Source organism: Streptomyces sparsogenes subsp. cuspidosporus (assembly GCF_039532705.1).
In the GTDB taxonomy this organism is placed as follows: domain Bacteria; phylum Actinomycetota; class Actinomycetes; order Streptomycetales; family Streptomycetaceae; genus Streptomyces; species Streptomyces sparsogenes.
The window spans coordinates 259917-276138 of the sequence record NZ_BAAASD010000007.1; the positions used below are offsets into that span (position 1 = coordinate 259917).

Annotated in this window: 13 protein-coding genes, 1 tRNA gene and 1 pseudogene; 9 read left to right on the top strand and 6 right to left on the bottom strand. The window is 71.3% G+C overall.

The window, feature by feature from the left end:
• Positions 1-311 precede the first annotated feature (311 nt).
• From ABFY07_RS12215 to ABFY07_RS12225, 3 genes are all read left to right on the top strand, one after another.
• The gene (locus ABFY07_RS12215; RefSeq protein WP_346174502.1) at positions 312-1628 is read left to right on the top strand and encodes a helix-turn-helix domain-containing protein; all 1317 of its coding nucleotides are present in this window, start codon (positions 312-314) and stop codon (positions 1626-1628) included.
• Between the two features lie 5 nt (positions 1629-1633).
• On the top strand, positions 1634-2242 hold the full coding sequence (gene orn, locus ABFY07_RS12220) for an oligoribonuclease (RefSeq protein WP_065959617.1): 609 nt from the start codon (positions 1634-1636) through the stop codon (positions 2240-2242).
• Between the two features lie 90 nt (positions 2243-2332).
• A tRNA-His gene (locus ABFY07_RS12225) sits at positions 2333-2405 on the top strand.
• A 128-nt stretch (positions 2406-2533) separates the two neighbouring features.
• Here the strand turns inward: ABFY07_RS12225 and ABFY07_RS12230 are convergent.
• From ABFY07_RS12230 to ABFY07_RS12240, 3 genes and pseudogenes are all read right to left on the bottom strand, one after another.
• Positions 2534-2818, bottom strand: a complete 285-nt coding sequence (locus ABFY07_RS12230; RefSeq protein ID WP_346174503.1) for a hypothetical protein — start codon at positions 2816-2818, stop codon at positions 2534-2536.
• 125 nt (positions 2819-2943) lie between these two features.
• Positions 2944-3177, bottom strand: coding sequence for a hypothetical protein (locus ABFY07_RS12235; protein WP_346174504.1), 234 nt, complete (start codon positions 3175-3177; stop codon positions 2944-2946).
• 240 nt (positions 3178-3417) lie between these two features.
• Positions 3418-3648: pseudogene (locus ABFY07_RS12240) on the bottom strand (hypothetical protein); the annotation flags it as partial.
• Positions 3649-3833: 185 nt separating this feature from the next.
• On the opposite strand from ABFY07_RS12240, the gene ABFY07_RS12245 reads away from it, so the two are divergent.
• The 5 genes from ABFY07_RS12245 (at position 3834) to ABFY07_RS12265 (ending at position 9616) form a co-directional block, all read left to right on the top strand.
• Positions 3834-5429 carry a N,N-dimethylformamidase beta subunit family domain-containing protein gene (locus tag ABFY07_RS12245; protein WP_346174505.1) on the top strand — a complete coding sequence of 532 codons (1596 nt, stop codon included), beginning with the start codon at positions 3834-3836 and terminating at the stop codon, positions 5427-5429.
• Entirely contained in the window at positions 5426-5548 is a 123-nt protein-coding gene (locus ABFY07_RS12250) for a hypothetical protein (RefSeq protein WP_346174506.1), read from the top strand. The genes ABFY07_RS12245 and ABFY07_RS12250 overlap by 4 nt, the downstream gene beginning before the upstream one ends.
• Before the next feature lie 114 nt (positions 5549-5662).
• Complete coding sequence (locus ABFY07_RS12255; protein ID WP_346174507.1) at positions 5663-8179, top strand: glycosyltransferase; 2517 nt, start codon at positions 5663-5665, stop codon at positions 8177-8179.
• A 55-nt stretch (positions 8180-8234) separates the two neighbouring features.
• The gene (locus tag ABFY07_RS12260; protein WP_346174508.1) at positions 8235-8615 is read left to right on the top strand and encodes a hypothetical protein; all 381 of its coding nucleotides are present in this window, start codon (positions 8235-8237) and stop codon (positions 8613-8615) included.
• Positions 8612-9616, top strand: coding sequence for a glycosyltransferase family A protein (locus tag ABFY07_RS12265; protein ID WP_346174509.1), 1005 nt, complete (start codon positions 8612-8614; stop codon positions 9614-9616). The genes ABFY07_RS12260 and ABFY07_RS12265 overlap by 4 nt, the downstream gene beginning before the upstream one ends.
• Positions 9617-9808: 192 nt before the next feature.
• On the opposite strand, the gene ABFY07_RS12270 is transcribed toward ABFY07_RS12265, so the two are convergent.
• Entirely contained in the window at positions 9809-12649 is a 2841-nt protein-coding gene (locus ABFY07_RS12270) for a glycoside hydrolase family 48 protein (protein WP_346174510.1), read from the bottom strand.
• Between the two features lie 665 nt (positions 12650-13314).
• On the opposite strand from ABFY07_RS12270, the gene ABFY07_RS12275 reads away from it, so the two are divergent.
• Positions 13315-14712: a glycoside hydrolase family 6 protein gene (locus ABFY07_RS12275; RefSeq protein WP_346174511.1), complete on the top strand. Its 1398-nt coding sequence runs from the start codon at positions 13315-13317 to the stop codon at positions 14710-14712.
• Positions 14713-14806: 94 nt separating this feature from the next.
• Here ABFY07_RS12275 and ABFY07_RS12280 read toward each other — a convergent pair whose 3' ends face one another.
• Entirely contained in the window at positions 14807-15610 is an 804-nt protein-coding gene (locus ABFY07_RS12280; RefSeq protein ID WP_346174512.1) for a WbqC family protein, read from the bottom strand.
• On the bottom strand, positions 15552-16220 hold the full coding sequence (locus ABFY07_RS12285) for a YdcF family protein (protein WP_346174513.1): 669 nt from the start codon (positions 16218-16220) through the stop codon (positions 15552-15554). Before ABFY07_RS12285 ends, ABFY07_RS12280 begins: the two co-directional genes overlap by 59 nt.
• Between the last annotated feature and the right edge of the window lie 2 nt (positions 16221-16222).

Sequence of the window (16222 nt, forward strand, 5' to 3'; positions counted from 1 at the left end):
CCTTGGCAAACGCCGGGCCCAACCCCCTCCGACCAGCGCGGAAAGGGGTATCGACGGCCCGGACCCCCTACGCGAAGTGGGTTCGAGCGCTAGGCGTACTTCACAGGGAGGCCCACGAGTGCAACGCTTCGTGATCGAATGCTTCCCGCCAAGTTGTCATGTCGACATAGTGGCGGGTGGTGAACTGGTCACGGCGACCACACGCGACACAGTAGATTCGATCTTGGCCATGACCGGCGGGGGAACCGTTCAGGACCGAGGGGAAACGTGCAGGACCGAGAGGACGCGACCACCGAGGGGGGCTTAGTTCGATGAGCCAGGACTCCACGACCGTACCGGAGACCTCGCGCAAGCTCTCCGGACGCCGGCGACGAGAAATCGTCGCGGTGCTGCTCTTCAGCGGCGGCCCTATCTTCGAAAGCTCCATCCCGCTCTCCGTCTTCGGCATCGACCGTCAGGACGCCGGAGTCCCGCGGTACCGACTGCTGGTGTGCGCGGGCGAAGATGTGCCACTGCGAACGACCGGCGGACTGGAACTGACCGCACCATACGGCCTGGAGGCGCTGTCCCGGGCCGGCACCGTCGTCGTACCGGCCTGGCGGTCGATAACCCAGCCGCCACCGACCGCGGCGCTCGACGCGCTGCGCCGCGCGCACGAGGAGGGCGCGCGGATCGTGGGCCTGTGCACCGGGGCCTTCGTACTCGCCGCCGCGGGGCTGCTGGACGGCCGCCCGGCGACCACCCACTGGATGTACGCGCCGACGCTCGCCAAGCGCTATCCGTCCGTCCACGTCGACCCGCGCGAGCTGTTCGTGGACGACGGGGACATCCTGACCTCGGCGGGCACCGCCGCGGGCATAGACCTGTGCCTGCACATCGTCCGCACCGACCACGGCGCGGACGCCGCGGGCGCCCTGGCCCGCCGCCTGGTCGTCCCGCCGCGCCGCAGCGGAGGACAGGAGCGCTACCTGGACAGGTCATTACCTGAGGAGATCGGCGCGGATCCGCTCGCCGAGGTCGTGGCGTGGGCGCTCGAGCACCTGCACGAGCAGTTCGACGTCGAGGCCCTGGCCGCGCGGGCCTATATGAGCCGCCGCACCTTCGACCGCCGGTTCCGCTCGCTCACTGGGAGCGCTCCACTCCAGTGGCTGATCACCCAGCGGGTGCTCCAGGCGCAGCGCCTTCTGGAGACCTCCGACTACTCCGTCGACGAGGTCGCCGGCCGCTGCGGCTTCCGCTCCCCGGTCGCGCTGCGCGGGCACTTCCGGCGGCAGCTGGGGTCCTCCCCGGCCGCCTACCGGGCCGCGTACCGCGCCCGCAGGCCCCAGGGCGGCCCCGGGGACCGTGCGGACCGCCCGGAGCGCTCCGAGCGGCTGGACCGCCTGGAGCGGGGCGAGCGGCTCGACCGGGCCGAGCTGGGCGAGCAGCGCCCGGGCGAGCACTCCATGCCGCTGCGGCGGCCCGGCGCGCCCCTGGCCCACCCGCACCACGCGCCGCACCCGCACAGCGGAGCGGACCCGGGCAAGCCCGAGTCGGACGCCTACGCCCCGCGCCTGCCCGAGCAGGCCACCGGCCGTGCGCCCGGCCGCCCGACCCTGCCCGGCCAGCGGGAGCGCCCCGTAGGGTGAGACGTATGAACGATCGCATGGTGTGGATCGACTGCGAGATGACCGGGCTCTCGCTGTCGGACGACGCGCTTATCGAGGTGGCCGCGCTGGTCACGGACTCCGAGCTGAACATCCTGGGTGACGGAGTGGACATCGTTGTCCGGCCGCCCGCCGAAGCGCTGACCACCATGCCCGAGGTGGTGCGCGAGATGCACACGGCCTCCGGACTGCTCGCGGAGCTGGACGGCGGGACCACGCTGGAGGACGCCCAGCGGCAGGTCCTGGCGTACGTCCGCGAGCACGTCCCGGAGGCCGGCAAGGCGCCCCTGTGCGGAAACTCGGTCGGCACCGACCGGGGCTTCCTCCTGCGGGACATGCCCGAGCTCGAGAGCTACCTCCACTACCGGATCGTCGACGTCTCATCGATCAAGGAGCTGGCCCGCCGCTGGTACCCGCGGGCCTACTTCAACAGCCCCAAGAAGAACGGCAACCACCGAGCCCTCGCGGACATCCACGAGAGCATCGCGGAGCTGCGCTACTACCGGGAGGCGGTCTTCGTCCCGCAGCCCGGCCCGGACTCGGACACGGCCAAGTCGATCGCGGCGAAGCACGTCCTTCCCGCCCGGCAGCCGTGACCCCTCGCTCCCGGCCCGGAAAGCCGGGAGCGAGCACCCCCGAGGACCCTGTACACTTTTTCTCGGCCGGTGCGGAAAGCGCCGGTCATGGTGGGTATAGCTCAGCTGGTAGAGCACCTGGTTGTGGTCCAGGATGTCGCGGGTTCGAGTCCCGTTACTCACCCTCTGACGATCAGCCGGTGATCTGCGGAAACGCAGCACCGGCTGATTCGTTTTCGCCGCGGCGGCGCGGTTTGCGGCGCCGCGGCGTCTGCGCGGTCTGCGGCATCCGGGCCGTCCGCGGGGTGGCCGCTAGGCGGTGCCGGCCATCTGGCGCCGGCGTTCACCGTCCGCGTGGGCCTTGCCCATCAGGGTTCCCTCTTCCTGCTCGTAGTGGGACAGGGCGACGCCGAGGCCGAAGAGCGTGGGCGCCCATTCGCCGACGAAGATGCCCCACCGGTCGGCGCGGTCGAGCCCCGAGCCCGGCTCGACGCGCAGGGACGCGGACCAGGTGACGACCGACAGACCGATGGAGATGACGGCGGCGGTGTAGGCGTGCTCGCTGCGCAGGCCCATGTCGTGCAGCTTCTTGATCACGACGGTGCTCCTTCGGGAGATTCCCCCCTCGGGTCCGCCCCCGTGTGCCCTGCCGTGGGCGAACCATGCACCCGGACCGGGAAGCGCGGGTGGTTGGTCCGCCCCGGGCGGGGCCGGTCGGCCGCTCAGCCGTCCTCGGGTCGCGGGTGGCGTACGACCTTCTTCACCGCGGCCTCGATCTGGTTGCGCGGGGTGCCGGTCTCCTGGGCGTGCGCGGTCACCGCGGCCTGGATCTCGACGGCGGCCTCGTACCAGCGCTTCCACTGGGCCTCGCGCTCCTCGCCGAGGAGCCCGGCGAGCTTGGCGTACTCGGTGTCGGCGTTCTGCTGAAGAGTGATGAGTCTGTCGGGGATGTCCACAGCTTGGATCATAAGTCGGGCGCTTCGGACGCCTGTGCGCATGCCCCGGGGTGACCCACGTGACGGGCTGAGCCCGCCGCGTCAGAGGTGGGGAGGGCCGGTGTCGGGGCCGGGCTCGGGGTTCGGGCCGCCCTTCTCCTCCGTCGTCGCCTCTTCGCCCGCCTCCTCGGCCTGCCCGTGGGCCCTGTGCCTCCAGAGTCCGTGCTCCCGGTGCTTCCGCGGGCCCCTGCCCGGCCACCACGGCGTCCAGGTGAACTTGTCGCCGCCCACCCAGCGGACCACGTCCGGGTCGTCGAGGTCGGCGTCCTCCAGGCCGACCAGACGGGCGATCTCGATCACGTCCAGGACCGAGTGCGCCTTGCCGACCAGCTCCCCGGCGACCTCGACCATGCGGAAGGGAGGGTCGTTCGGCTGCACACCGAGCACCACGATCGGTGGCCGGTGGACGCGTGGGCTCTCGCTCTCGGTCATGTGTCCACGCTGCGGCCCGCGCCGCGCCCGCGCACCTCGAACCGTCGCAGTCGGGCGACGGCGGGAGGCGGCGGGCGGCGGCGGGAGCCCGGGCCGTCGCCGGTTCGGGTGTCTCCCGGTCGCCCGCCGGCGTGCCCCCGCCCAGGATGGCCGCAGGGGGACAGGGCACGGCCGGGACGGGTGCGATGGACGACGAGGCGGGACGGCAGGGCCACCAGCCGGGCCTGGAGCGCCGGCGCTTCCTCGGGGCGGTCGGGGCCGCCGGGGCCGGGGCCGCCGGGGTGGCGGTGGCCGGGTGCGACACCTCCGGCCACGGGGAGCACGACCCGCCGGCCCACCCCTCCAGGGCCGCGCGGCGGGCCGTGGACACGGAGCGGCGCAGGCCGGGCAACGCGGACTGGCGGATCCGCTCGGTGGGGCCCCAGGACGCGGTGGAGGGCTACACCGACAAGGTGAGCGTGGTGCCCGGAGAGGAGTTCGGGCTGTACGTGTCGACCACCGCGCCCGCCTTCCGCGTCTCGGCGTACCGCGTCGGCTGGTACGGCGGGGCGCAGGCGCGGCTGGTCTGGCGCTCCGGCCGGGTGCCGGGCCGCCGCCAGAACCCTCCCCTGATGATCGACGCGACCCGGACGGTCCAGGCGGACTGGCGGCGCACCCTGCGGGTGCGCGCCGAGGGCTGGCCGGAGGGCGCGTATCTGCTGCGGCTGGACGCGGACCACGGCCAACAGCGGTACGTCCCCCTGATCGTCCGCTCGAAGGAGGCCGCGGGGCGGACGCTGCTGATGCACGCGGTGGCCACCTGGCAGGCGTACAACACCTGGGGCGGCTTCAGCCTCTACCAGGGCCAGGACGGGGCGTACGGGACGCGCTCGCTGGCCGTCGGCTTCGACCGGCCGTACGACGGCAACGGCGCGGTGAAGTTCCTGGTGTACGAGCGGGCGCTGGTGGTGCTCGCGGAACGGCTCGGCATCCCGCTGGCCTACACCACGGGGGTGGACGTGCACCGCGAGCCGGGGGTGCTGCGCGACGCGGCCGCGGTGATCTCGCTCGGCCACGACGAGTACTGGACGCCGCAGCAGCGCCGGTACGTCACCCGGGCCCGCGACGCCGGGACCAACGTGGCCTTCCTCGGCGCCAACACCTGCTTCCGCCGGATCAGGCTGGAGCGCGGCCCGGGCGGCGCGGACCGCACGGTGGTCTGCTACAAGACCGCCTACCACGACGACCCGTATCTCGCCGACCACCGCGACCTGGTCACCACCGACTTCCGGCAGCAGCCCGCCCCCGACCCGGAGTCCTCGCTGACCGGTGTCTTCTACGAGGGCTATCCGACCGACGCCCCGTACGTCGTGCACACCCCCGGCCACTGGCTCTTCGCCGGCACCGGGGTGCGGCGGGGCGACTCCTTCGCCCACCTGGTGGGGGTGGAGTACGACCGGGTGACCCCGGGCGAGCCCACCCCGGAGCCGCTGGAGATCATCGCCCACTCCCCCCTGGTCTGCAACGGCCGGCACAGCCACGCCGACTCCGCGTACTACACCGTGCCGAGCGGGGCGGGGGTGTTCGCCACCGGGACGATGCGGTGGGTGGAAGGGCTGATGGCGGGGACCCGCGAGAACGGGCGCGACCACGGCATGGACGCGCGGACCGCCGCGTTCGTCCGCCGCACCACCGGGAATCTGCTGCGCGCCTTCGCGGCGGGCCCCTGCGCCGAGCACCGGCCGAAGCCCGTGGACAACGTGGCCGCCGTGTACCCCGGGGCGTCCCGGGTGCGCGCGTGAGCCGCGCCGCGGTCTTCCCCGAAGAGGGGCGTCGGCAGGTCCCGACGTCCAGCCGATGGCAGGAGCGGGCCGTCCCCGAACGGGTGCTGTTCTCCGCGCCCTTGTCCTCCCTCGGCTGACCGCCGCAAGCAGGGGCTTTGCCGCCCGGTCCGGCGCGCACGCTGGGCCGGGCGGGTGACATCGCCCCGCCACGTCGCCGCCCGGCGGGCGCGGCACGCGAACATACTGCGCGGATGGCCGAGAAGCATGGCGTTCCGCTCCTGATCCACCAGACCTGGAAGAACACCGACGTTCCGCATGGGTGGCGCGAGTGGTCCGAGTCCTGGCGCCGCCACCACCCCGACTGGGAATACCGGCTGTGGACGGACGCCGACAACCGCGCCTTCCTCGAGGAGCACTACGCGTGGTTCCTGCCCGTCTACGACGGCTACCCCGAGCCGATCCAACGGGCCGACGCGATCCGCTACTTCCTGCTCGACCACTTCGGCGGGCTGTACGTGGACCTGGACTTCGAGTGCCTGCGCCCGGTGACCGGGCTCCTCGCCGGGAAGGAGCTCGTCCTCGCTCTCGAGCCGGAGGAGCACACCCGGCTGCCGTGGAGCCGCCGGAACGGTATGCGGCGCATCGTCGGCAACGCCTTCATGGCGTCCCGGCCCGGCCATCCGTTCTGGTCGCATGTGCACCGGCGGTTGGCGGGCGCCCACACCTCGCCCGACCCGCTGGCCGCGACGGGCCCGTTCTTCCTCACGCGCGCGGTCGACAGCGCCCCGGAGGGCTGCTCCCCCACGCTCCTGGCGGCCGACACCGTGTACCCCGAGCCGAGCCCTGCCGCGGCGGAGCTGTTCGGGTCACGGCCGGCGGACCTCGACCGGGCGCATGCCGTGCACCACTGGTCGGGAAGCTGGGAGCGGGAGGACCCCGGCCTCCCGGAGCCCCCGGCGGGCCGTGAGGTCAGGTTCTGGACGAGCCAGGACCTTCAGCCCGGCGCCCATGGCGTGATCGACCTCGACGCGCAGCGTCGGCGGTGGGCCGCCGGATCGGCCGCGCCCACCGTGTCCTGTCTGATGGTGACCAAGGACCGGCTGCCGCTGGCCGAGCGGGCCATCCGGTGCTTCCTCGCCCAGACCTACACCCGCGCGGAGCTGGTCGTGGTGGACGACGGCACCGACGGCGCGCTGGAGGACCTTGTGCGCGCCCTGGGCGACGAGCGGATCCGCCACCACCGGCTGCCGCCGGAGGGGCGGACGCTGGGCGAGCTGCGCAACATCGCGGTGGACCTGGCCACCGGGTCGTATGTGTGCCAGTGGGACGACGACGACCTGTACGACCCGGAGCGGCTCGAGGTCCAGCTCGCGGCGGTCCTCACGCTGGACGCCACGGCGTGCTTCCTGGCCCGTGAGCGGCTGTGGTGGCCGGCGCGCCGCAAGCTGGGGATCTCCGGGGTACGGGTGTGGGAGGGCTCCATGCTCTGTGCGAAGGACGCGCTCCCCCGCTACCCCGAGCTGCGGCGCGGCGAGGACTCCCCGGTCGCGGAGGCCGTGGTGCGCGGCGGGCGGACGGTGTCGCTGGACGCGCCCGAGCTGTACACCTACGTGTTCCACGGGGCCAACACCTTCGACGAGCCGCACTTCACGAGCCTCTTCGACGCCGCGACCCACCTGTGGCCCACGGGCGGCGCCTACGCGGACCAGGTGCGCGCGATGGCGGCGCGGCTGCCCCTCGACCCGGTGGATGTCCCGGAGGCGGATGCCCCTGAGGCGGATGTCCCCGAAGCGGATGCCCCTGAGGCGGGGGACACCACGGGGAAGACCGCGGAAGCCACCGCGCGGCAGGACCCCGGCCCGTCGGCGCGTGTCCCCCACACCCGGCGGCCCGCCCCCGTGGACGTACGCGCGGACGCGGACGAGCACCCGCCGCTGCTCGTCCTCACCCCCGTCAAGGACGCCACCGCCTTCCTCCCCCGCTACCTGGACAACCTGCGCGCCCTCGACCATCCCCGTGACGCGCTCTCCGTCGGCCTGCTGGAGGGCGACAGCCGGGACGGCACCTGGCAGGCCCTCCAGGACGCCCTGCCGGCCCTGGAGGCGGACTTCCGGCGGGTCACCCTCGTACGGCGCCACTTCGGCCTGCGGCTCACCGGGCCGCGCTGGGAGCAGAGCGTCCAGCGGCAGCGGCGGGCGGCGCTGGCCATGGCCCGTAACCATCTGCTGTCGCGCGCGCTCGCCGACGAGCGCTGGGTGCTGTGGCTGGACGTCGATGTGACGGACCATCCGGCCGACCTCGTCCAGCGGCTGCTCGGCGCGCGTGAGGAGATCGTCGCCGCGCACTGCGTCACCGAGCCCGGCGGGCCCAGCTTCGACCTCAACACCTTCGTCCTGCGCCCGGACGCCGGCGCCTTGGACTGGGACCGGTGGCTCAGGGACGGGATCCTTCAGCCACCCAAGGGATTCGGCCGCCACTACCTCGACGAGCTGCGCGGGCACGAGCGGGTCCGCGTCGACGGGGTCGGCGGTACGGCCCTGCTGGTCCACGCCGATCTGCACCGCGACGGGCTGGTGTTCCCGGCCGTCCCCTACCGGCGGCTCATCGAGACGGAAGGGCTGGCCGCGCTGGCCCAGGACATGGGCGTCGCCTGCTGGGCGCTGCCCGGCGTCGAGGTGGTGCACCCGGCCCGCCCGGGGGGCGGCCCGCTGAGCCAGGCAGGTGAAGCCACTCCCTCTGCCGAAGCCCGCGTCGGCGGGTCTCGTTAGCCAGATGCGTCCCCGGGTGTTCCCGTCAGGACGAGCGAGAAAAAAGGAGCATCGGATGAACATCGGCAAGACGGCCGCGCTGCTGACGGCGGCGGCCGGGGCAGTGGTCTTCGGCGGGACGGGCGCCGGAGCGACGGGTCTGGACAACTCCATCAGGCAGAGCAACGACTGCGACTCCAAGGGCGGCCTCAGCATCGGCGAGGCGCCGGCGTCGTCGTCCGAGTGCCTCAACTTCGCGCAGGTCTTCGGCGACCCGCACGGTGTGGTGCAGCGGAACGACTGTGACACCACCATCGGCACCTCGGCCAACGTGACCATCATCGCTCCCCCCGGCGGCTCGGAGGTGGGCTCGCACTGCACCAACATCGCCGTCTCCGGCAATCCGTCGAAGGTCAAGGCGGACCACCGCGGCGCCTACGGACACGGGCGCCGATGACCCCGGTGCCCCCCGGCCCGGAACGCGGCCCCCTGGAGGACGGCCTCCGGGGGGCCGCGGTGGCCTCGCCCGAGCCCGTGGTCTCGTCCGAGCCCGTGGTCTCGGTGGTCATCCCCTGCCACGACTACGGCCACTACCTGCCGCAGGCCGTACAGAGCGTGCTGGCCCAGACCTACCCGGACTGGGAGCTCGTCGTGGTCGACGACGGCAGCACCGACGACACCGCGGCGGTCGCCCGGTCACTGATCGCCGGCCACCCCGACCGGCGCATCCGGCTGCTGGAACAGGCCAACGCCGGGGTCTCGGCCGCCCGTAACGCGGGCATCGCGGCCACCACCGGCCGCTATGTGCTGCCGCTGGACGCCGACGACGTGATCGCCCCCACCATGCTGGAGCGGACGGTGGCGGTGCTGGACGACAGGCCGGACATCGCCATCGTCTCCACCGACGTCTCCGTCTTCACCGACGACGGACTGCCCGCGCAGGCGCTGAAGCTCCCGGCCTACGACAAGGACCTGCTGCTGCGGCGGCTGATCATGTTCTACTGCTCGCTCTACCGCCGCGAGGTGTGGCAGACCGTGGGCGGCTACGCCGAGGACATGCGTGCCGGGGAGGACTGGGACTTCTGGATCGCGTCCGCCGAGCACGGTTTCACGGCCCACCACCTCCACGACGCGCTGTTCGGGGCGCGCAACAAGGACGACGGACTGCATGTGGAGGCGGCCGAGAACGACCTGGCGGTCCGCGCCAGGATCGTGGCGGGCCACCCCACGATGTTCAAGCCGGTCACCCTGGCCTGGGCGCAGGCCGTGCTCGCCCAGGACGAGGGGGAGTGCCTGGCCGATGACCGGGTGCCCGACGACATCCTCACCCGGGCGGCCGACATGGACGAGTTTCTGCGGGTGGTCCTGGCGTTGCAGCGCACGGCGCGGCTGCAGCACCGTCACATCCAGCGGCTGGAGCGGGAACTGGCCGAGCGCGGCGAGCCCGTGCCCGTCTGAGGGCCGGTACGGGGCGTTCATCACGCCCACGACCGCACGGCGAGAGCGGGGCTCCTGGTGGAGCCCCGCCCCGCGTCCCGGGTGGCGCGTCCCCGGGAGCTTCGTGTGCCACTGGTGGTGCGTGTGCCGCTGTTGGCGCGTGTGCCGTTGGCGCGTGTGCTGGTGGGGCGTGTGCTGTTGGTACGTGTGCCGCTACTCGAAGAGGTCCGCGTACGAACCCATCGCGAGCGCGATGTCGGCCTGGGCCCAGAACCGGTGGTACGTGAAGGTCGGGACCGCGCCGCCCTTCAGATAGGCCTCGACCTTGGACCAGGCCGGGTCGTTCTTGTAGAAGGACCGGATCGAGGCGAAGGTCGAGCTGGAGTCGATCTTGTCACCGTTCGGCATGGTGCCGGTCCACCCGCTGGGCACGTAGACCGGGTCGTCGAAGCGGTTGTAGTCGGCGCGGGACTCGGGGACCGCGATGCCCAGCGCGTCCTGGAAGTTGTTCCACATGCCGTCCAGCAGGGCCTTCGCCGTGTCCTTGGCCTGGGTGTCGCCGGACTTCGCGGCGTAGTAGGACAGGGTCTTGGCGTACGCGGCCGCCACACCGACGTCGTTGGTGTAGTCGGCGACGGTGACGTGCAGGCCCGCGTTGGCGCCGGGGCTGGAGGCGTTCCAGGTGTCCGGCTGGCCGGACCACTGGAGGGTGGACGGGATCTGGTAGGTGCCGTCCGGGTTGACCGTGGTCTTGGACAGCGCCCACTTGACCCACTTGTCCAGGACCGTCTTCGCGGAGGCGTCACCGGTGCGGTTGTAGTACTCCGCGACGCGCTCCATGGACCACGCCTGGAAGCCGAACCACTGGTTGGACGGCGGGTCGTGGTAGACCGGCTTCTCGTCGTAGTACATGCCGTAGAACGTCGAGGTGCCGGACGGCGGCGTGGCGTAGCGGCCCTGCCAGCTGTTGGTGGCGCCGCCCGCGATGGCGCCCTCGCTGGACTGGAGCCAGCGGTAGAACTCCAGCTGCCGCTTGAGGCTGGTGGACCAGTCGGCGGCACCGGTGGCCGACTTGGGCTTCAGATCGGCGTAGTTGGCGAGCGCCCAGGCCGCCATGGGGTTCTGGTAGCCGCCGTGGGCGTGGCTGGAGCCGATGCGCCAGGACCAGCCCGCGGAGGTGTCGGTGGCGCCGCCCCAGGCGTAGTACCAGGACAGCAGGTAGTGGGAGCTGTTCTTGCCGCTGCCCGCCGCGCAGGTGGTCTCACCGACGCAGTTGCCGACCTTCTTGAAGTACTTGTCGTACATCGCGTAGCGCAGGTAGTCGCCCATCTTGGCGGCCTTGGCCACGTTGGCGGACACCTGGCCGCCCTTGCCCTGTGCCTTGGCCCACTCGGCGGCCCAGTAGGCGGCCTGGACGACGCGGGCGTCGGCGTCGGGGGCGTTGGTGAACTTCCACTGCTTGGCGTACGAGGCGTCGCCGGTGAACAGGTCCAGATAGCCGTTCTTGCCGCCGTACTTGAAGCCGTCGCAGGTCGGCTGGGTCACGGTCTCCCAGACCGACTCCTGGGGGCCGCGCTGGAAGGTGTTGACGTAGCTCGGTCCGGTGTCGCTCGGCCCCGCCTCGCACTTGCCGGGCGAGTTGCCGTAGCCGTAGACGTTGTCGACGTCCTGGATCCAGTGCATGCCGTAGATGTCATCGGTGCCGTACGCGCTCTTCAGCTCGGCGGCGATGGGGTCGTTGCCGACCGGGACATTGCCGTTGAGCTGCGAGGGGTACTGGGAGGGCAGGTCCCACTCGGGCGCGTAGGTGGCCGGCTTGGAGGCGTTGTAGAAGCTGGTGGTGGGCTGGTCGGCGTGGGTGGGGATCATGTACTTCTCCATGGTGTCCCACGCGCTGTTGAACTTGGACCAGTCGCCGGTGACCTTGCCGTACATCGCCTGCAGCCAGATCAGATAGCTGTACGCCTCGGAGGTGGTCTCGTGGCCGTGGTCGGGGGCCTCGACGATCAGGGTCTCCACCGAGTGGTACGGGATGCCCTCGGGTGAGAAGTAGCCCGCCGCCGGGGCGGTGATCTTGTTGTAGAGGTCGAGGAAGCGGGCGTCGTACACCTTGGTGGCGGCCAGCTGGGTGACGGTGACCTCGGCCTTGGTGTGGCCGGTGGCGGTGGCGGTGAAGGTCGCCGAGCCGGTGCCGCTGTTCGCGGCGGCGATGGTCACCTGCTGGGCGGTGTCCCAGTTGGTGGGCGTGAAGGTGAGGGTGGCGCCCGAGGAGACGGTCAGCCCGGTGTTCCCGGAGGTGCGGGCGACGGACACCGTGACGTTCGCGGACGGCTTGGTGGACAGCTTCACGCCGAACGTGCCCGTCTTGCCCTGCTGCACGCCGAGCTGGGCGGGGCTGGCGACGAGCGCGGGCCCGGCCGCGACCCGGATGCCGACGGGGGTGGACTCGGCGGACGCGCCCTGGCTGTCGTAGGCCTTGGCGTAGAGCGAGTAGTCGCCCGCCGGCACATTGGTGTAGTCGAAGCTGTACGGGGAGGTGGTGTCGGTGCCGAGGAGCTTGGTGTCGCTGTAGAACTCCACCTTGGTGATGGTCGCGCCGTCGGCGGCCGCGGCGGTGGCGGTCATCGGGACGGTGCCGCCGGCGGTGTACACGGCGCCGGGGACCGGGCTGCTCAGCACGGCGATGGGCGGCTGGTGGGCGCCCTTGCAGGTGACGCCGTTGACGGCGAAGGAGGTGGGCGCGGCGTTGGTGCCGCTGTAGGTGAACTGGGCGCCGGTCGTGACATTGCCGCCCGCCGCGATCTTCGCGTTGTGGGCGGCGTTCTTGACGGTGACGGTCTTGCCGGACTGGGACCAGGTGCCGTTCCAGCCGCCCGTCAGCTTCTGGTTGCCCGCGTAGTCGTACGTCAGGGTCCAGCCGTCGATGGCGTCCGTGCCGGGGTTCGAGATGGTGAGGTCGGCGGTGAAGCCGGAACCCCAGTCGTTGGTCTTGTAGTCGACGCCGCACTGGACGGCGGCGGCGTGCGCGGGGGCCGCCCCGCCGGCCGCGGTCATGGCCACCGGGAGCGAGAGCGCGGCGGCCAGGACGGCCGCCAGCCGCAGGGCCCTCGGCCTCCTCCTCCGCGGGCGTTGCTCCTTCGGCCGTCTCGCGGCCGGCCGGCCGATCCTTGGTCGTGCCCCTGATAACGGCGAGCCTCGCTGTAGACGCATGGGGAGGTCCTCCTCGCGGTCCGGGCGGGTGGGGGGCGGTGCGAACCAGTGGGAGCGCTCCCAAGATGCGGGCGCGTCTGAAGGGGTGTCAAGGCTTTGAACAAGATGCGGCTGTCGAAGGTGTTCGCGCGATAAATCTGTGAACGCCTCTGTTGACATGAGCCGCACAGGCGTTACGGTCAGGTAAACCAGTGGGAGCGATTCCAGCAGTCAGCGCCACCTCCGGGCCGCCCCGGGAGGCGCCTGGACCTCGAGGAGTCGCTCCATGCGAGCACCACCGCGCCTTTACGCCTTGGCGGCCACCGCCGCGCCGACCTTCCGGTGAGAACACCTGCTCGCACAGCGGTATCGACCGGGTCATGGCCTGACTCGACGCCGAGGGCGCCTCGTATCCGGGCTGGACCCGGAACACCTGGGACCGCTCCCCCCGCCCGTCCCCTGATCAGCGATGTCAACGGCACGCCGACCGGCTTCGGCGTGGGCCTCCGTGATCACCTGAGAGGATTGTCATGAGCCGCACAACATCACCCCCCCGCCGCACCCGGGCCACCGCCCTGGCCGGCTCCGCGCTGCTCGCCGCCACCGCCCTGACGGTCTCCGCGCTCAGCGGCACCGCCACCGCCCAGGCCGACAACGGCAGAGCGGCCGCCGCGAAGGTGGACAACCCGTACGCGGGCGCCAGGGTCTACGTCAACCCCGACTGGTCCGCCAAGGCCGCCGCCGAGCCCGGCGGCAGCAAGGTCTCCAACCAGCCGACCGGCATCTGGCTGGACCGCATCGCCGCCATCAACGGCACCTCCGGCGCCCGTGGCCTGCGTGCCCACCTGGACACCGCGCTGTCCCAGTCGGGCGGCAGCCCCATGGTCGTCCAGTTAGTGATCTACGACCTGCCGGGGCGCGACTGCTCCGCGCTGGCGTCCAACGGCGAGCTGGGCCCGAACGACATCGACAAGTACAAGACCCAGTTCATCGACCCGATCGCCTCGATCCTCTCGGAGTCGAAGTACGCCAACTCCAATCTGCGGATCGTCACCACGGTCGAGATCGACTCGCTGCCCAACCTGGTCACCAACACCGGCGGCCGTCCCACCGCGACCCCGCAGTGCGACACCATGAAGGCCAACGGCAACTACATCAAGGGCGTCGGCTACGCCCTGAACAAGCTGGGCGCGGTCCCCAACGTCTACAACTACGTGGACGCCGGCCACCACGGCTGGATCGGCTGGGACGACAACTTCAACGCCACCGCCCAGGTCATCAAGCAGGCCGCCACCGCCGAGGGCAGCACGGTCGACAAGGTGGCCGGCATCATCGTCAACACGGCCAACTACAGCGCGCTGAAGGAAAACAACTTCACCATCAACGACAACGTCAACGGCACCACCGTCCGCCAGTCGAAGTGGGTGGACTGGAACCGCTACGTCGACGAGCTGTCCTACGCCCAGGCCTTCCGGCAGGAGCTGGTCAACGTCGGCCTCCCGTCCAACATCGGCGCCCTGATCGACACCTCCCGCAACGGCTGGGGCGGCTCGGCCCGCCCGTCCGGCCCCGGCGCCAAGACCGACGTGGACACCTACGTCAACGGCGGCCGCTACGACCGCAGGATCCACATCGGCAACTGGTGCAACCAGGCCGGAGCCGGTCTCGGCGAGCGGCCCAAGGCGGCACCCGCGGCCGGGATCGACGCGTACGTGTGGATGAAGCCCCCGGGTGAGTCCGACGGTGCCAGCTCCGCCATCCCGAACGACGAGGGCAAGGGCTTCGACCAGATGTGCGACCCGTCGTACAACGGCAACCCGCGCAATGGCTACAACAAGTCGGGGGCGCTGCCGAACGCTCCGCTGTCGGGCCACTGGTTCTCGGCCCAGTTCCAGGAGCTCCTGAAGAACGCCTACCCCGCGCTGTGATCCGCGGATAGACCGCGGCAGGCACCCGCCCGCACAGCCGGATCGAAGAGGGGCCGGTGGACGCGCACGCGCGTCCACCGGCCCCGTCGGCGTATCAGGCCGTGCGCCCGCGTGCGGTGGGTTGCGCGATGGTCTGGGCGGCAGCGGTTCGCAGGGCGTCGGCCAAGGGTTGCGGGCCAAGGCACATCAAGGCTCGGATGGCGCTGACCTGGCGGCCGGAGTCCCACACACCCGCCGTTGGGGTGCGGAACGGTGTAACGGTGACGCCGCACGCACTGAACAGGCTCGTGTCCAGGTATGTCATACCCCCGGTCCCGCACAGATACGACCGCGCTCGGGTGACGGCGGCCAGGTCGGCGAGCCGCTGCGAGCGTCCGTGCCGGGCAGCCATCTGGCTGCTGAGGAGGATCCGGCCGTTCCAGCCGAGCAGGTCCAGCAGGATGCGGGTCGACGCCTCGGCCACCATTGCGGTCTTGCCAGTGCTGAACCGTTCGAGCACCAGGGCCAGGACCCGGTCGAAGACGGGCCAGTGAGGGCTGGATGCGTAGTATTGCCGGAGCATCGACTCGGTGCGCCGACGGGACCGGGCGAGATCGACGATCAGAGCGTCCTTGATGAGCGTCCGTTGGCCTCGGGGCAGGTGAGTGGGGATGGAGAGCCACTGGCGCCGGTGGTCGCCGAGGGCCGCCAGGAAGGCCCGATGCTGGTAGTCACGGCGGGTGAACTGGACATCGTCCAGGACGATGTAGTAGTCCGCCGCGAACAGCTTGGCCAACGTCGAAAGCCGTGGGAAGAGGTTGGGCTGGTGGATCGCACACAGCCCTCCCGGCGGCGGAAGGTCAAGGCTTGAGGAGACGGCTGTCGAAACCGGCTGCGAGGAGAGATCGGTACGCGGCATGCACGTCCTCCGGGACGTCCTGCTCGATGGCGAACCCGAGCTTCGGATACTCGATCACCCGTTGGAGGTCGCCGACGAGCTGGTCGGTGACGAGCTTCTCGTCACCGATGCTCTTGAGGTAGTCGTCGAACTCCAGTGGCTCCGAAGCACAGATCACCTCGGCCTCAGGCCACACCTTGCGGGCGGTGGCGAAGGAACGTCGTTCCATATACGGCATGGAGACCAGCAGAACCGTCGCTGGCGTGATCCCCGCGGCGGCCAGAACCTCGCGGGACAAGGTGATGTTCTGACCGGTGTTGCGGGCCTTGGGCTCCAGCAGGATCGCTTCCACGGGGACGCCCAGTGCGATGGCGTGCTCGCGGAAGTGGACCGCTTCGCCGCGAGGGAACCGCTCCGGCGCGGTGGGGTTCGGGCCGCCGGTAAAGACCAGGGTCTGGAAGAGCCCGGCGCGATACAACTCGGCACAGAAGGCTGGCACTCCGAGGTCGTGGCTGCCCAGCCCGATCGCGACGTCGCACGGCCGTGCCTGGTGGTGCATCTGGTGGAAGTCCCAGATCAGCTTGGCCTGCTGACGCTGGTCTTCGGTGATGACCCGCTGGTTGTCCGTCACTC